The sequence below is a fragment of the Calditerricola yamamurae genome (genome assembly GCF_054654135.1).
Genome location: NZ_BAAIFH010000006.1, coordinates 647,410 through 662,932, shown reverse-complemented (window position 1 = coordinate 662,932; position 15,523 = coordinate 647,410). Strand labels below are relative to the sequence as shown.

General features: G+C 63.4%; 20 protein-coding genes. 14 read left to right on the top strand and 6 right to left on the bottom strand.

Annotation, left to right across the window (positions count from 1 at the left end; all coding sequences use genetic code 11):
* The first annotated feature begins 9 nt into the window (after positions 1–9).
* From ACYQ0Z_RS09575 to ACYQ0Z_RS09550, 6 genes are all read left to right on the top strand, one after another.
* Complete coding sequence (locus ACYQ0Z_RS09575) at positions 10–1,554, top strand: fumarate hydratase (protein WP_459867296.1); 1,545 nt, start codon at positions 10–12, stop codon at positions 1,552–1,554.
* Positions 1,555–1,622: 68 nt separating this feature from the next.
* Positions 1,623–2,054 carry a CoA-binding protein gene (locus ACYQ0Z_RS09570; protein WP_459867293.1) on the top strand — a complete coding sequence of 144 codons (432 nt, stop codon included), beginning with the start codon at positions 1,623–1,625 and terminating at the stop codon, positions 2,052–2,054.
* A 4-nt stretch (positions 2,055–2,058) separates the two neighbouring features.
* Positions 2,059–2,958 (top strand): TatD family hydrolase, encoded by a 900-nt coding sequence (locus ACYQ0Z_RS09565; protein WP_459867290.1) that lies wholly within the window; start codon positions 2,059–2,061, stop codon positions 2,956–2,958.
* Between the two features lie 162 nt (positions 2,959–3,120).
* Positions 3,121–3,960 carry a deoxyribonuclease IV gene (locus tag ACYQ0Z_RS09560; RefSeq protein WP_459867287.1) on the top strand — a complete coding sequence of 280 codons (840 nt, stop codon included), beginning with the start codon at positions 3,121–3,123 and terminating at the stop codon, positions 3,958–3,960.
* Positions 3,961–3,967: 7 nt separating this feature from the next.
* Positions 3,968–4,261, top strand: coding sequence for a YlaH-like family protein (locus tag ACYQ0Z_RS09555; protein WP_459867284.1), 294 nt, complete (start codon positions 3,968–3,970; stop codon positions 4,259–4,261).
* On the top strand, positions 4,258–4,533 hold the full coding sequence (locus ACYQ0Z_RS09550; protein WP_459867281.1) for a hypothetical protein: 276 nt from the start codon (positions 4,258–4,260) through the stop codon (positions 4,531–4,533). Before ACYQ0Z_RS09555 ends, ACYQ0Z_RS09550 begins: the two co-directional genes overlap by 4 nt.
* A gap of 5 nt (positions 4,534–4,538) precedes the next feature.
* On the opposite strand, the gene ACYQ0Z_RS09545 is transcribed toward ACYQ0Z_RS09550, so the two are convergent.
* Both ACYQ0Z_RS09545 and ACYQ0Z_RS09540 read right to left on the bottom strand, forming a co-directional pair.
* Positions 4,539–4,772 carry a YlaI family protein gene (locus ACYQ0Z_RS09545; protein WP_459867278.1) on the bottom strand — a complete coding sequence of 78 codons (234 nt, stop codon included), beginning with the start codon at positions 4,770–4,772 and terminating at the stop codon, positions 4,539–4,541.
* 73 nt (positions 4,773–4,845) lie between these two features.
* A complete protein-coding gene (locus tag ACYQ0Z_RS09540; protein WP_459867275.1) occupies positions 4,846–5,205 on the bottom strand; it encodes a DUF5665 domain-containing protein in 360 nt (119 codons plus the stop codon).
* A 99-nt stretch (positions 5,206–5,304) separates the two neighbouring features.
* Between ACYQ0Z_RS09540 and ACYQ0Z_RS09535 the strand changes: the two genes are divergently transcribed.
* Complete coding sequence (locus ACYQ0Z_RS09535) at positions 5,305–6,369, top strand: LCP family protein (RefSeq protein ID WP_459867272.1); 1,065 nt, start codon at positions 5,305–5,307, stop codon at positions 6,367–6,369.
* 82 nt (positions 6,370–6,451) lie between these two features.
* A complete protein-coding gene (locus ACYQ0Z_RS09530; RefSeq protein WP_459867269.1) occupies positions 6,452–6,904 on the top strand; it encodes a pyridoxamine 5'-phosphate oxidase family protein in 453 nt (150 codons plus the stop codon).
* Between the two features lie 64 nt (positions 6,905–6,968).
* Here the strand turns inward: ACYQ0Z_RS09530 and ACYQ0Z_RS09525 are convergent, their stop codons facing one another.
* A complete protein-coding gene (locus ACYQ0Z_RS09525; RefSeq protein WP_459867266.1) occupies positions 6,969–7,541 on the bottom strand; it encodes a YhcN/YlaJ family sporulation lipoprotein in 573 nt (190 codons plus the stop codon).
* A 187-nt stretch (positions 7,542–7,728) separates the two neighbouring features.
* Between ACYQ0Z_RS09525 and ACYQ0Z_RS09520 the strand changes: the two genes are divergently transcribed.
* Positions 7,729–9,060: a PhoH family protein gene (locus ACYQ0Z_RS09520; RefSeq protein ID WP_459867263.1), complete on the top strand. Its 1,332-nt coding sequence runs from the start codon at positions 7,729–7,731 to the stop codon at positions 9,058–9,060.
* A gap of 17 nt (positions 9,061–9,077) precedes the next feature.
* Here ACYQ0Z_RS09520 and ACYQ0Z_RS09515 read toward each other — a convergent pair whose 3' ends face one another.
* Positions 9,078–9,854 carry a class I SAM-dependent methyltransferase gene (locus ACYQ0Z_RS09515; RefSeq protein WP_459867260.1) on the bottom strand — a complete coding sequence of 259 codons (777 nt, stop codon included), beginning with the start codon at positions 9,852–9,854 and terminating at the stop codon, positions 9,078–9,080.
* Positions 9,851–10,495, bottom strand: coding sequence for a hypothetical protein (locus tag ACYQ0Z_RS09510; protein ID WP_459867257.1), 645 nt, complete (start codon positions 10,493–10,495; stop codon positions 9,851–9,853). The genes ACYQ0Z_RS09515 and ACYQ0Z_RS09510 overlap by 4 nt, the downstream gene beginning before the upstream one ends.
* Before the next feature lie 128 nt (positions 10,496–10,623).
* Here ACYQ0Z_RS09510 and ACYQ0Z_RS09505 point away from each other — a divergent pair, with 128 nt between their 5' ends.
* Complete coding sequence (locus ACYQ0Z_RS09505) at positions 10,624–11,256, top strand: MBL fold metallo-hydrolase (protein ID WP_459867254.1); 633 nt, start codon at positions 10,624–10,626, stop codon at positions 11,254–11,256.
* Positions 11,257–11,501: 245 nt separating this feature from the next.
* Positions 11,502–12,656: a class I SAM-dependent methyltransferase gene (locus ACYQ0Z_RS09500; protein WP_459867251.1), complete on the top strand. Its 1,155-nt coding sequence runs from the start codon at positions 11,502–11,504 to the stop codon at positions 12,654–12,656.
* On the opposite strand, the gene ACYQ0Z_RS09495 is transcribed toward ACYQ0Z_RS09500, so the two are convergent.
* Positions 12,653–12,940: a DUF2626 domain-containing protein gene (locus ACYQ0Z_RS09495; protein ID WP_459867248.1), complete on the bottom strand. Its 288-nt coding sequence runs from the start codon at positions 12,938–12,940 to the stop codon at positions 12,653–12,655. The genes ACYQ0Z_RS09500 and ACYQ0Z_RS09495 overlap by 4 nt on opposite strands.
* 241 nt (positions 12,941–13,181) lie before the next feature.
* Between ACYQ0Z_RS09495 and ACYQ0Z_RS09490 the strand changes: the two genes are divergently transcribed.
* From ACYQ0Z_RS09490 to ACYQ0Z_RS09480, 3 genes are all read left to right on the top strand, one after another.
* Positions 13,182–13,778: an RsfA family transcriptional regulator gene (locus ACYQ0Z_RS09490; protein WP_459867245.1), complete on the top strand. Its 597-nt coding sequence runs from the start codon at positions 13,182–13,184 to the stop codon at positions 13,776–13,778.
* A 161-nt stretch (positions 13,779–13,939) separates the two neighbouring features.
* Positions 13,940–15,307, top strand: coding sequence for an acetyl-CoA carboxylase biotin carboxylase subunit (locus ACYQ0Z_RS09485; protein ID WP_459868861.1), 1,368 nt, complete (start codon positions 13,940–13,942; stop codon positions 15,305–15,307).
* Entirely contained in the window at positions 15,304–15,519 is a 216-nt protein-coding gene (locus tag ACYQ0Z_RS09480; RefSeq protein ID WP_459867242.1) for an acetyl-CoA carboxylase biotin carboxyl carrier protein subunit, read from the top strand. Before ACYQ0Z_RS09485 ends, ACYQ0Z_RS09480 begins: the two co-directional genes overlap by 4 nt.
* The last annotated feature ends 4 nt before the right edge of the window (positions 15,520–15,523 follow it).

Genomic DNA, 15,523 nt, shown 5'->3' with positions numbered 1-15,523 from the left:
GGTATGCATATGGATCTGCGGCAATTCAAGGAAAGCATCTATGAGCTGATCGTCGAGACGTCGACCAACCTGCCTGCCGACGTGCGTCGGGCCATCCTGCGTGCCAAGGAGCGCGAGGATGCCGGGACGCGCGCGGCTCTGGCCCTGACGACCATCGTCGACAACATCCGCATGGCCGAAGAGAACGTCTCGCCCCTTTGCCAAGATACCGGGATGCCCACCTTTGAGATCAAGTGCCCGGTGGGGGCCAACCAGATCGAGATGAAGCAGGCGATTCGCGAGGCGGTGGCTGAGGCGACGAAGAACGGCAAGCTGCGCCCCAATTCCGTTGACCCGGTCACCGGCAAGAACACGGGTGACAACGTGGGTCCGGGGATGCCGGTCATCCACTTCGAACAGTGGGAACGCGATGACATCGAGGTGCGCCTCCTGCTCAAGGGCGGTGGCTGCGAGAACAAGAACATCCAATACAGCCTGCCCTGTGAGCTGCCGGGGCTGGGCCGGGCGAACCGCGATCTCGACGGGGTGCGCAAGTGCATCCTGCATGCCGTCTACCAGGCGCAGGGGCAAGGATGCAGCGCCGGCTTCATCGGCGTGTGCATCGGCGGCGACCGTACCACCGGTTACCAGGCGGCCAAGGAACAGCTTTTCCGGCCCGTTGACGACGTCAACCCCGACCCGCAGCTGCGGGAGCTGGAAGCGTACATCATGGAACACGCCAACAAGCTGGGCATCGGGACGATGGGCTTTGGCGGACAGACGACGCTCCTCGGCTGCAAGATCACCAAGCTAAACCGTCTGCCGGCCAGTTTCTTCGTGTCGGTGGCCTACAACTGCTGGGCCTTCCGCCGCATGGGCGTGGTCATCGACGCACAGACGGGGAGAATCAAGCAGTGGCTGTATCGGGACGAGAAGGTGGAGATGCCGGCGGTGTCGAACGACCTGGCCGCCGCGGGCGGAAGCGGTACCCGCACTGTTGTGCTCACGACGCCGTTGACCGAAGAGCAGGTCCGCGAGCTGCGCGTCGGCGACGTGGTAATTCTGAACGGGCTCGTCTACACCGGTCGCGACGCGCTGCACAAGTATCTGGTCGACCACGACAGCCCGGTGGACCTGCGCGGCGGCGTGATCTATCACTGCGGTCCGGTGATGATCAAGGATGAGGCGGGCAACTGGCAGGTCAAGGCGGCCGGCCCGACGACGAGCATCCGCGAAGAGCCCTACCAGGCGGACATCATCCGCAAGTTTGGTATCCGCGCCGTAATCGGCAAGGGCGGAATGGGCAAGAAAACCCTTGCGGCCCTCAAGGAATGTGGGGCGGTGTATCTCAACGCCATCGGCGGCGCGGCGCAGTACTACGCCGACTGCGTCGAGGCGGTCGAAGGGGTGCACTTCCTCGAGGAATTCGGCATTCCCGAGGCCATGTGGCTCCTGCGGGTGAAAAACTTTGCCGCCGTGGTGACAATGGACGCCCACGGCAACAGCCTGCACGAGGACGTGGAAAAGTCGTCCTTCGAGCGGCTGGCTGAACTGGCCGACCCGGTCTTCAAGTGAGGACGCCTGCCCGCTGCGCACCCGCGCGCAGGGCCGGGCGTGCAGACGGGCGGAAAGGAGGAATCCCCATGGCCTTTCACAATCCCCCCGATGACGTCCGCCGCCGACTCCTGGAAGAGGCGAAAACCATCGCCGTGGTGGGCCTCTCCGACAACCCGGAGCGGACGAGCCATCAGATTGCCGCTGCGCTCCAAGCGGCGGGTTACCGCATTATCCCCGTCAATCCCAACGTGACGGAAGTGCTGGGTGAAAGGGCTGTCGCCTCCCTGACGGAGATTGCCGAGCCGGTCGACATCGTCAACGTCTTTCGGCGCAGCGAGCACACCGTCCCTGTCGCCGAGGAAGCGGTGAAAATCGGCGCCAAGGCCTTGTGGCTGCAGGAGGGTGTGTACAACGAGGAGGCGGCGCGCATTGCCCAGGAGGGCGGGCTGGTCGTGGTGATGGACCGGTGCATCAAGGTGGACCATGCCCTCCTCGTCAAGGGACGCCGGCGGGGGTGAGCGCATGGTGATGCGACAGACGGACACGGCCTTCGGGCCCCGGCAAATGACCGGGGCCTTTTTTGCGCCGGAAGCGCCTTTACCTGGCGGCGAGGAGAAGGGTTCCCCGACAGGCGACCGTTGCGGCGACTGCCCCGCAAGCCCGTGGTGGGATGCCCACGTGCACCTCGACCGCTACAGCGATCCCAAGGCGGTGCTCGCGCGTGCCCGGGCGGCGGGCGTGGCCTTTCTTCTGGCCGTGGCCACCGACGCTGCTTCCTGCCGCCGCCTGCTCGCCCTCAAGCGGCGTTTTCCCGGCCGCGTCGGCATTGCCTTTGGGCTGCATCCCGAGCGGAAGATATGGAACCGCGACGAGGTGGAAAGTGTGCTCGAACTGCTCGAGGCCCACGCCGACGAGGTGGACGCGGTGGGCGAGGTGGGCTTGCCGCATTACATCCTGCCGGAAACCGAGCGCGCCCGGCCCCCGTGGGAGGCCGTCGAGGTGCTGGACGCCTTTCTCGATGCCGCCGTACGGCTGGGTAAGCCGGTGCTCCTGCACGCCGTCTACCATGGGGCGTCCATCGCGCTGGAGCGTCTCCGCCGCGCCGGTGTGGCGCGGGCCCATTTCCACTGGCTCAAGGCGGAGCCCGACGTGCTGGCGCGCATCCTAAGCGAGGGGTATTTCGTTTCCGTCACGCCCGACGTGCTGGTGCGCGCGCGCGACCGGGACCTGGTGCGACGCGTGCCGCTTGCGCAACTGTTGCTGGAGACCGACGGGCCGTGGCCCTTTGACGGACAGCCGGCCGAGCCGGCGTGGATTCCGCGTGTTGGAGCGGCCGTCGCCGCGCTGTTGGGGCTTGACGAGGCGGCCGTGCGGCGGACAGTGTGGGAAAATGGCAGGCGGCTGCTGAACGGCCGAATTTGATGATTGTACGACCGTTTTAGACAAATTTCGGGTTTTCTCTTGTCGGATGGCCGTAGAACACGCTACATTAATAGAAGATGTGCAATGAGGCGGTGCGGGTTCGCACCAACACGAGGCCGAAACGGCCCCGAAACCAGAGGGACGGGCAATTGAGGTGAGGACGTGAAGATCGGGTGCCATGTGAGTGTTGCTAAGGGCTTCGCCCAGGCGGCGAAAAACGCGCGAGCCCTGGGGGCGGATGCCTTTCAAATCTTTACGAAAAATCCGCGCGGCCTGCGCAGCAAAAAGATCGACCCGCGCGATGCGGAAGAGGGCGTGGCATACTGCCGCGAGCACGGGATGGTGCTCGTTGCGCACACACCCTATGTGACCAATCTGTCCACGCCGGATGACGAGCTGTGGAATGTCACCGTCCGTTCCATCGCCGAGGACCTGCGGATCGCCGAAGCGTACGGCGCTGTGGGAGCCGTGGTGCATTGCGGCAAGCATGTCGGCCAGGGCGAAGCCTATGGGCTGCGGCGCATGGTGGAGGCGATCGACGCCATTTTCGAGCTGTACGAGGGTCCGACCAAGCTGCTCCTGGAAAACACGGCGGGGCAAGGGTCGGAGCTGGGGCAGACGTTTGAGACCCTGCTGGAGGTGCGCGCAGCGACGCGGCACCCCGAGCGCGTCGGCTTTTGCTTCGACACGTGCCATGCCTTTGCTGCGGGGTTGTGGAACGGGCACACGGTGGACGAGCTGGTGCGGGCCATGGAGGAGACCGGCTACCTCGACCACCTGGTCGCCATCCACGTCAATGACAGCAAGGCGCCGTTCGGCAGCCGCAAGGATCGGCACGAAAAAATTGGCCGCGGGGAAATCGGCGCCGATGCCCTGAAACGGTTCCTGCTTGCCGAACCCCTCGCCCATCTGCCGGCGGTGTTGGAGACGCCGGTGGAGGAAGAAGGGGAGTACGCCGAGGAGATCGCGCTGTTGCGTTCGTGGCTTGCGGAAAGGGAGTGAACGACCGGTGGGAATCGCGGCGTGGGAGGCCGTTGCGGCGTTTGTACGTGACCACGCCTACGCGGTCATTCTGGTGTTGACCGTCATCATCTATAACCTTGGCTTTGCGCGCAAACTGCCGCTGCTCAAGACGGTGATCGTGTACCTGCTGCTGGCCATCGGCTGTATACCGCTGACCGTTCTCTATGCCCTCGGGCTGCCGATCGTCGCCGCACTCCTCGTAGGTGTGGCCTTGCTGACGGTGGTACAAATCCGGCGGCGCGCATCCGAGCGTCGCAAGCGGGAGGAACCCACTGCATGAACCGTGCGGATGCCCTCTTCAACTGGCTGCAGAGCAAGGTGCTGTCCGATGCCCGGCCCGGCGATCGGGCCGCGGCCGAGACGCGAGAATTTTTTGAAGACCTGCTGCGGCGCGATCACCGCGTCGACCACCTGGAGGTTACCGTCGACGAGACGATGTACACGGTGCGCTTTGTGGCCGGGGGCCAGCGGGGGCTGCAGCGGTTTGATCGTGAAGCGGTGGAACAGCTGTTGCGCGACGTGATGGAACTGGAAAAGCCGGTCCGTGACTGAAACCATCACGGTCGTCCATTTGTGTGACTGGCGGAATCGCCTGCGTCTCGTTCGTTCTCGGCCTGCACAACGCCACGGGCTTCTTTTTGTTGCCGGCGGGCCAGCGTTTTTTGGGCAATGCGGTCGTGGCAGGCCGGGCAGAGGTACGTGGTGAGGGGACGGTTGCGGATCCGCTTGGCCAGCAGGCTGTTGTCGTCGATCTCGTCCACGCGGTCACACAGAAAACACGTGACGCGCATGCAGGGTCGCTCCTTTCGTACCGCGAATTCGGGCTCGGGCGGATTGCCCACCCCAGTATACCACGTGCGCCGGTCAGGGAGAAAAGGGCTCGTGATACTGGGCACGGTAGTACTCGATCCACTCGAGCACGTGGGCCGCTTTTTCGCCGATAACCGGCACGTTGACAAATTGGCTCAGCACATAGCCGGCGATGCCGATGACGATGGCCGTGCCCACGGTCAGGCCCAGCCCGCGGGACAGCCCGCTGAGAAAATGAAGCCAGAAAATCCGCCGCGGCCGCGTATAGTTGAGCAACACTTCACCCAGGCGCACGCGTTCGGCCGCGAGGGCCAAGCGTTCCAGGCGGTTGTGCAGGCCTTCCACCGCCTCGAGCCGCTCGGCAAGGACATCAAGCGTATCGAGCAATTCGCGGACATCGTCGGAGCGTCGCATGAAACTGTCCTCCTTCGGGGTAGGCGAGCAGGGAAAACGCATCTCATATGGGGCACCGGAAACGGAATTGTGCAAATCGGCAGTTGGAGGTGAAGGCGTATGGCGGTGGCCGCTCAGCCCGTTCAAGTACCGTCACGTCGAAAGCGGCGCCGGAGATGGCCAAAGGTACTGCTCTCGTTTTTCCTTATGGTCATTCTATCCGTCGGGGCCTATGCCGGGTATTTGTATTGGAAAATGGAACGTGCGCTGCAGAAGATCACCCAGCCGTCGCCACCGGGGACGTCCGTGGTGAGCATACCAACCGACAGCCGCATTACCGAAAAGCCGTTTGCCGTGCTGTTGCTGGGGAAAGATACGCGTGCCGAGACGGGATCGCTGAACACGGATGTCATCATCGTCGGCGTGGTCAATCCGAAGATGCACAAGGTAACGCTGGTGTCGATTCCGCGAGATACCAAGGTGAAGATTCCCGGGCTGCGCGCGCCACACAAAGCCAACTACGCCTTCGCCTACGGCGAATGGAAGAAGGAACGGGCCCTGCAGCGCGGCGAGGTGCCCGAGGTAGACGGTCCGACGATGGCCAAGGAAACCGTCGGCCGGCTCCTAGATATCCCGATTGACTACTACGTGCTGATCGATTTTGAGGGCTTTGTGAAGGCCGTTGACGCCCTCGGCGGAGTCGACATTGAGGTGGAGCGTGACCTTGTCTATCATGACCCAACGGATGGGACGCGCATCAACCTGAAGAAAGGGTTCCAGCACCTCGATGGCGAGGAGGCGCTTGGTTACGTTCGCCACCGCTTGGACGACCGCGGCTGGCGATACTACTCCAATGACTTTGAACGCAATGTGCGCCAGCAGAAGGTGTTGCGCGCGTTGGTGGAAAAGGCCCAATCCATCGGCGTGTTAACAGCCCTCGCCGAGCTTCTGGATGTGGCCGGCGAACACATTCGCACCGACCTGACACCGTCGCAGATGAAAGCGCTGGCGTGGACCTTCCGCAGCATGAAGGACGAGGATATCTTCAGTCTGACCCTCGACGGTACCTATTGGGACCGCGATTCCGGATTCACCATCATTCCGCGTGACACCCTCGACCGTGTCAGCCACATTCTCCAGGCCGAACTGGCCGGGAAGATGGTGACGGCGGCGCAGAAGCCGTGAGCGAGAGCGGGCAGCCCATCTGTGGAGCGGGATCGCCATCTATGGTAAACTAGAGGAAACCGCGCAGGGGAGGAGGGCGCCCATGACCGAACCGCTTTCGACGTCGTTGACCCCGGAACTGGTAACGCTGCTGGCCAAGGAGCATCTCGTGCTCTTGGCGACCGTTGACGAAACGGGCGCGCCAAACGTCAGCGCCATCTCGTGGGTGTACGCGCCGGATGCACGTCGCGTGCGGTTTGCCGTGGCCAACCGCTCGCGGATCGTGGAGAATGTGCGGCGAAACAGCCGGGTGGCGCTGGCCGTGTTTGCCCACGAATCGATCTTGTCCATTTCCGGCGAGGCGCGCATCCTGCAGGAGACGATGGAGGGGGTGCCCCTCAAGCTGGCGCTGGTGGAGGTCGCTGTATCCGAGGTACGCGACGTCATGTTCTATGGGGCGAAGGTCGCTGTCGAGCCCCGGTATGAGAAGACCTACAACCCGCAGGCGGCGGCCAAACTGGATCAGCAGGTACTGGAAGCGATGAAAAAAGCCTAGTCGGTGCATGGGCCGACTGGGCTTTTGTGTTTGGGCATCGGTTGTTTTCCTGCGGGACAGGGCGTCAGCGACCCGGTGGTTTCGGTTCCGGGGTTTGATTCAACCGCTCTTGTGATTCGCGATCGGCGGGCCGTTCGCGCCGTTCCACTTCCCGTGTCGGTTGGGGAACGATCCGACCGACGATGTCGGCCAATTCCTCGGCGACGCCGCCGATGGGCCGCCCCCGGCGAATGTCGGCGGCCATCTCACGCAACCGCTGGACAATGTCCGGATCGGCCGTGACGATGGCGTTGGCCCCCTGAGGGTCTTCTTTCAGGGCTTCGGCCACGGTGTACTTGATGGTGCCCACTCGGGAGCGGTCCAGCGTGGCGCTGACGTCGATTCCCACGACGGCAAACTTGCCGGCCACCACGGCGGTCGCGTCCTGCACACCGGGAACTTTTACCGCCAGGCGGACCAGCCGCTCGGCCGTGGCTTGCGCACTCTGGTTTTTCGGTGCTGCCGGTTGTGTCTGGCGCACACGGACGTCTTCGTTCGGTGCCTGGGGAGGAACCGCTTCGTTGGCGGGCGGTTCGTTGGCCGGTCGACAGCCGGCAAGGGCGACCATCAACAGGCCGATGACGAGGAGGTTTCGCATACCGGGATCGTCCTTTCCTGCGGAGTCCTTGTCGGTTGTAGTATGGGCCGGGGGATTTTTGTTCATGTATTGGGAATGCGCGCGGCATCCAATCCAAGCCGTATAGAACGGCATACGCTATACTACGCTGTACTAGGGGTGGATGGGCAAGGGGGTTTGACCATTTGTTCTGTAGGGGGCGAAAGGATTGAAAATTTACGTGCTCGATACCAGCGTCCTGTTGCACGATCCGCGGGCTATCTTCGCGTTTAACGAAAACGAGGTGGTGATCCCGGCCGTCGTGTTGGAGGAAGTGGACGCCAAAAAACGGCTCATGGACGAGCTTGGCCGCAATGCGCGGACGGTGTCCCGCCTCATCGACAGTCTGCGGGCCCGCGGCCCGCTGCACAGCGGCGTGCCCCTCGAAAATGGCGGGCGGTTGCGGGTCGAACTGAATCACCGATCTTTTGCCAAAATGCAGGAAATTTTCCTGGAAGCGACCAACGACAACCGCATTTTGTCCGTTGCCCTCAACCTCCAGGAAGAGGCGGCCAAGCACGATCCGCCGCCGCCGGTGATCCTCGTCAGCAAGGATGCGTTGGTGCGGGTAAAGGCAGACGCGTTGGGATTGCGGGCGGAAGATTACCGTTCGGACCGGGTGGTTCAGGACGACGCCTTGTATGCCGGGTATGCCGCGATCTACGTGGAACCGGACGTGTTCGACGTGCTGTACCAGCACGGCAAGGTGCCCACCGCCCAGCTTGCCTCATCGAGCACGAGGTTGTACCCCAACCAATTCCTCATCCTCCGCAGCCTGGCCGGCGGTTCCGCCTCAGCCGTGGTGCGCGTGTCCGCCGGGTGCGAATGGGCGCACCTCCTGCCGTCCAGCCAGGAGCCGGTATGGGGGATTCGACCCCGGAATGTGCAGCAGAAGATGGCCCTATCCCTGTTGCTGGATGACGAGATTCCCCTTGTCACCCTGACCGGAAAGGCCGGAACCGGAAAGACGCTGTTGACGCTGGCCGTCGCCCTGCACAAGGTGGAGGAAGAACGGCGTTACCAGCGGCTCCTCGTCGCGCGTCCCGTCGTGCCTCTGGGCAAGGACATCGGGTATTTGCCGGGAGAGAAGGAGGAAAAACTGCGCCCGTGGATGCAACCGATTTACGATAATTTAGAATATTTGTTTAATGCAAAGCAGCGCCGCGACCTGGACCGCATCCTGGACGGGATGGGCAGCATCCAGGTAGAGGCGCTGACCTACATTCGCGGACGAAACATTGCCAACCAGTTTATCCTCATCGATGAAGCGCAGAACCTCACGCGACACGAGGTGAAGACGATCCTGACGAGGGTGGGCGAGGGAAGCAAAATCGTGCTGATGGGCGACCCGCACCAGATCGACCATCCCTACCTCGACGCCTACAGCAATGGGCTCACCTATGTGGTCGAGCGGTTCAAGGAGCAGCCCCTCAGCGGACACGTTCGTTTTGAAAAAGGTGAACGCTCCGCGTTGGCCCAACTGGCGGCAGACTTGCTTTAAGGGTGCAGACCCGGCCATCAATAGGGCCAAATGACGCCGTCCCTTGTCGGGGTGCCGGGCACCAGGCCGAGGGCGTCCAGTTCCGCTTCCCACGGGTAGGGCACCGTCGCCGGAAGATCCAAGGACGGCGGCGCCTCCTGGTCGGCGCGCAGGAACAGCTGGTGCTGGTTTGAAGCTGTCAGGGCCGTGTCGGGATCAGGCCGCTCGCCGCGCGCGAGGAGGGCCAACCAGCCCAGGACCTCGTGCCATGCGGGCGTGCGGTAGGAAAGCACGCGAACGTATCGGCCCATCTCTGCCGAAGACGCGGACCCCGTCGCTTCGGGTTCGCCAACCACATAGACGAGAGGAGCGTCGGAGCCGAACAGGAACGCCCCCCAGCGGCTGTAAGGGGGGACCCATGACACGAACAACGCGTCAGCTTCGTGCCCCCAGCGATGGGGCAATTCGGCTACGTCCCCCTGCACGAAGGTAATGCGCGGATGGTCGCCATACAGCGCCCGAGCCGCGTCCAAGGCGGGGGCGGAGGCGTCAAGGGCGATCACCCGGCACCCTTCTTGCGCGAGCAGGTAACTCATAAGGCCGAGCCCGCACCCCACGTCGACGACGAGGGGATCGGTCCGGCCGATGACGTGCTGGGCCAGCTGCACGAACAGGGCAATCTCCCGTCGCCGCGGCACGTACCAGAAGCGGCGGCGGGAGGGGTGCACAAAGGCGCCCAGCGTCAGCCAGCGGGCATGGCAGGCGGTGGAGGCATCACTCTGGGGTTTCCACATTGCGTCGCGCACGTATTTCATTCCCGATCCTCCCGCATCAAGGGGATGGCTTGGCGGCGAACCGCAAAGCCGTAACGCTCCAAGTAGTACAGGTAGGTGGCCAGGTCGTCCGTCATCTCGCGGGTCCACACCGTTACGGTATCGACCTGGGCCTGTTGCAGCCATTCTTCCGTCGGCAAGTCATCCTCGGTGAGGAAGCGTCCGGCGCTGAGCCGCCCACGGTCCAGAAGGAGGGCGTACCCCCAGCAGGTGGCCTCGGCGGCCGCCGACAAGAGGGGGACGAGGCGCCGGGCTAGTTCGGTGCGCGCCGCGTCCGATCCGAAGGGCCCGGGCCACGCGAGGACGGGAAAGGTGCGCTGGGCGAGCAAGGCATGCGCCATGTGAACGCCTTCGTCCGCCGTGACGTCAACGAGGAGCAGATGGGAGGGTGACGGGTCCCAGTCCGGAAGGGCATGGCGCAGGTTGTCCACCATGTTGGCCGGCGAGGCGGAATTTCCGATCGGGGCGCCGGTCGACTCGATGGCCTCGCCGTCGAGCCGGGCGAGCAGATCGGGCAGCGCTGCGCCGATGTACGGGCTGTAGGGACCGGCGGCGAACGCGTACCGCTGGTAAAGGGGGTACCACGTCGACGGTGTGATGGCAATGTCAGAAAGCGGGTTCATCACATCGGCTCCTTTGCTACCAAAGCGCGTTTGGGTTGATTGGTCTCCTCGTTAGTGTAAAATAAGAGCAGCGTACGGACAATGCCGGAAAAAACGCCGAAAGGTTCAAAAAAAGGAGGCCGTGCGACGTGGAAATCCTTTCCTTTGTGCTCGGCCCGCTGCAGACCAACTGCTACGTGCTGGTGAACGAGCGCGAGGGGCGGGCTGTTGTGGTGGATGCCGGCATGTACCCCGACGAGCTTATTGCCGCGGTGAAACCATACACCGTGGAGGCGATCCTTCTCACCCATGCCCACTTTGATCACATGGGGGGACTCGAGGAGGTGCGGGAGGCGACAGGTGCCCCGGTCTACATTCATCCTGCCGAGCAGACGTGGCTGCATGACCCGATGAAAAACGGGTCCGGCCTGTGGCCGATGTTTGGGGAAATGCGTGCCCGTCCGGCGGAACGGGAGCTGGAAGACGGTGAGATCCTCAACCTGGCCGGAATGACCTTGACGGTTTTGCACACGCCGGGGCATTCGCCGGGTAGCTGTTCATTTTTGGTCGACGGCCATCTCTTCGGGGGGGACACGTTGTTCGCACAATCCATCGGCCGCACCGACCTCCCCGGCGGCGACTACACGACGCTGATGAGAAGCATTCAGGATAAGATCCTCACCCTGCCCGACGAGACCGTCGTGTGGCCGGGACACGGCCCGCGTACGACGGTTGGCGCGGAAAAGGACACCAATCCCTTCGTGACGGGCATCTTGCGCTGAGACGGTATGGCACATCGGCCGGCTGTCTACACTGGGGAACGGATCACCGGTTCCGGAAGCGATACCCACACCCCGGGCCGGTGATCCGGCCGGTGCGAGCCCAAAAAGAAAACAACCTTCCGCGAGATGGGGAAGGTTGTTCCGGGGGAGGTCGTTTTGTTGGGTGGGGGATTGTGTATCTGGCATAATTGTAGCGAAGCTTGTCTAACCTGTCAAGAAAACGTGTCAGCGGGAGAGGAAAAAAGGTGAAGGATGTCGATTTGGCGAACCGCTTGGCGGCCCGCATCCGTGAGGACGGGCCCCTTTCCTTTGCCGCGTTTATGGAGGCGTGCCTTTACGACCCGCAGGGTGGATACTATCTGCGCGCCGGGGACAAGATCGGGCGTTCCGGCGATTTTTACACCGCGCCCGCGGCGCATCCGGTGTTCGGAAAAGCTCTGGCCAGCGCACTGCACGCGATGCGCGACGCGCTGGGCGGGGCCCCGCTCGTCGAAATCGGAGCCGGAACCGGGGCCCTGGCCCGCGCTGTGCTCGACGCGCTGCAAGCCGAGCATCCCGATGTTTACCCGGATGTGCTGTACGGCATCGTGGAACGCAGCCCGACCCTCCGCCGCGCCCAGGCGGAAACGCTCGCTGTCCATCGCCGGCAGGTCCGGTGGGGAGATACGGTGGCCGACGTGGTCGGCGGAGCGGGACAGGCGGTCCTTGTGGCGAACGAAGTCCTGGATGCTCTTCCGGTGCGCGTCCTGCGCCGGGTCGGCGGGACGGTGGAGGAGCTGCACGTGGGATGGGACGGCGGGCGGTTTGTCGAGGTGTGGCGTCCGTGCACCGACGCGGAGATGCTGGCGCATTGGGAGCGGCTGCGCGCACGGTTGCGCGCAACGGGCGGCGACGTGGCCGAGGGGCAACGCGTCGAGGTGCACGCGTCGGCGCGCGCGGCGCTTCGTGCGTGGGGGGAAGGGATCGCACGCGGGTTTTTGCTGCTCATCGACTACGGGGGAACAACGGCGGAACGGATTACGCCCGAGCGGGTGCGCGGGACGCTGCGCGCCTTCTGGCGACATGCGGTGACGGAGGCGGTCTTGGCGCGCCCCGGAGAGCAGGACCTCACCGCCGACGTCGATTTCTCCGACATCATGGAGTGGGGAGCCGAGGCCGGCTGGCGCACCGTGTGGTACGGGACGCAAGGCGCCTTTCTTATCGCCTGCGGCATTCTGAAGTACCTCGAAGCGCCCGGCGCGGACCCCTTTAGCCCGGCCGCGCGGCAGAACCGCGCCATTCGCCATCTGGTGCTCGGTGGGGGCATGGGCGAGCGGTTTCGCGTTTTGCTCATGGCCAAGGGAGACGCGCCGGACGCTCTCGCGTTTCTTCAAGACATGAAAAAAAGAGGTGTCGGTTAACCAACACCTCTTTCCAACGTGGCCAGCAGGGTGGACAGGGCCTGCTCGCTTTGGCCGGGCTCCAACCGGAAAAACGACCAGTACAGGATGCCGGTGAAGGCGAGGATCATGTAGCCCCAGAAGATGAGCAGGTAGGCGCGCTCCGACAGTCCCATGTAGCTCACCGTGAGGAACACGGCCGTCTGGGCGAAGAACAGGATGGCGGGGCCCCACAGCTCACCCCAGGCGAACATGAGCCCGATCACCAGCGTCCAGAAGGCCAGCACCCGGTACATCCGTGCCATGCGCGGTCCCTCCTTTGTGGCGTTTGGCCATCCGTCGGTTCACGTTGTCCATTATAGCAAGGGAGGAAACGGGTGTAAACGAAAACTGTGTGATGTTTGTGCCGAATCGGCCGTTCTCCTCGTATAATCTGCGTCCGGGCGGGCATAACTTATACTAGAAAAAACGGCACGTATTACGAGAATAGACGGACACGGCGGGTGCAAGGCGCACCGCCTGCGGCGTTTCGGGAGGAGGATGGCGTTGCCTGGGACGAGACAGGATGCCTGGACGGCCGATGATGACCTGCTGCTTGCTGAGGTGACGCTTCGCCATATCCGAGAGGGCAGCACCCAGTTGAAAGCATTTGAAGAAGCGGCGCAACGGCTGGGACGAACTCCGGCGGCCTGTGGGTTCCGCTGGAACAACACGGTGCGCAAGCAGTACGAGGAAGCGATTCGGATGGCCAAGGCGCAGCGGCAACAGCTCAAGAAGTCGCGGGCATCCCGCGAGCAGCGGGAGGAAGGAGAGGCGGCGGATTCGATTTCATACGATGCGGTCATTCGCTTTCTGCGCCAGCAGCGGCAGGCTGTGCAGGAATGGCAAAGGCGAGTCAAACACCTCGAGAAGGAGCTGCAGGAAAAGGAGACGGTGCTCAAACAGCTCCAGGACGAGAATGAACGGCTACGCGGCGAGCTGTCCAACATGCGCGCCGACTTTCACGCCATGAACGATGACTACAAGACGCTGATCCAGATCATGAACCGCGCGCGCAAAATGGCCCTTTTGCAGGACGGGGAAGCGGTCGAGCAGAAAGTGTTCCGCATGGACGAAAACGGCAATCTGGAGCGGATCGAATGAGCCCTGTAGCGGGGCTCATTTTATTGCTCCCTTCCTTCGAAATTCTCGAAATTGATTTAATCGTGTATAATAAAAGCGGGAGACGCGGTTCCGGTCGAGCGGGGGACACGCGTGGCACAAAATAGCGAGCGCTCAGTCAGAAAGGAGTGGCCTTCGTGATCATTCGGAAGGTTCTTGTTGCCAACCGCGGGGAGATTGCCCGTCGGATCCTTCGCACCTGCCGGGCGCGCGGGGTGGCCACCGTGGCGGTCTATTCGGAAGCCGACGCCGGTTGGCCGTTCGTACGCGAGGCCGACGAGGCGGTGTTGGTGGGGCCACCCCCCGTAGCGCAAAGTTATCTGAATATCGAAAAAATCGTGTCCATTGCGAAAGAAACGGGGGCCGACGCGATTCATCCGGGGTATGGGTTTCTGTCGGAGAACCCGACCTTTGCCCGCCGCTGCCGGGAAGAAGGCCTCGTGTTCATCGGGCCTGATCCCGATGTGATTGCCGCCATGGGCGACAAGGTGAACGCCCGGCGGCAAATGCAGCAGGCGGGGGTTCCGGTTGTCCCCGGAACCGACGCCCCGCTGCCCTCGGTGGAGGCGGCGCTCGAAGCGGCGGCGGCCATTGGCTACCCGGTGATGCTGAAGGCCAGCGCCGGTGGAGGCGGTATCGGGATGCAGGTGTGCCGCACGCCGGAAGAGCTCAAGGCCGCCTACGGGACGGCGGCGGCGCGGGCCAGGGCCTACTTCGGGAGCGGTGATCTCTTTTTGGAGAAGTACATCGACGAGCCGCGGCACATTGAAGTGCAGATTCTTGCCGACGCCCAGGGGAACGTCGTCCATCTGTTCGAGCGCGATTGTTCGGTGCAGCGACGCCATCAGAAGGTAATCGAGGAGACGCCATCCCCTTTCCTCACCGAGGAGGCGCGGCAGGCCATCTGCGCCGCGGCCGTAACCGCGGCAAAGGCGGTGGGCTATGTTGGCGCCGGGACCGTCGAGTTCATCGTCGACGCCGACCAGAACTTCTACTTTCTTGAAATGAACACCCGCCTGCAGGTGGAGCATCCGATCACGGAAGAGACGCTGGGGCTCGACCTCGTCGCCCTGCAGCTGGACATCGCCGAGGGCAAGCCGCTGCCGTTCACCCAGGAAGACGTGACGGCGCGGCGGAAGGGGCACGCCATCGAGTGCCGGGTCTATGCCGAGGATCCCGTCACCTTTCTCCCGGCACCGGGACGGATCGTCGCCTACGAGCCGCCCGGCGGGGCGGGGGTGCGGATCGACGACGGGGTGGCGGCCGGTCTGACGGTGACGCCCTACTACGATCCGATGATCGCCAAGTTGATTGTCAGCGCTTCCACGCGCGAGGAGGCGTTGGCGCGATGCCGCGCGGCCCTGGCCGCCTACCGCATCGAGGGGATCAAGCACAACATCCCGTTCCTGCAGCGCGTGCTGGATTGCGAGGCGTTTGTGCAGGGACGGTACACCACGCACCTGGTACAGGAGCTGCAACCCCAGGAGCAGAAAGGAGCGAGACAGCCATGAGCGCAATTGCTGCCCACATGGCCGGCATCGTCATCCGCATTAACGTGCAAGTGGGTGACGCGGTACAGCCGGGACAGGACGTGGTTGTCCTTGAGTCGATGAAGATGGAAATTCCCGTCCAAGCGGAAGCGGCGGGAACGGTACGCGCCGTCAACGTGAAGGAGGGGGACTTCGTCAACGAAGGGGATATTCTCGTGGAGCTGGAGGGGTGAGAGC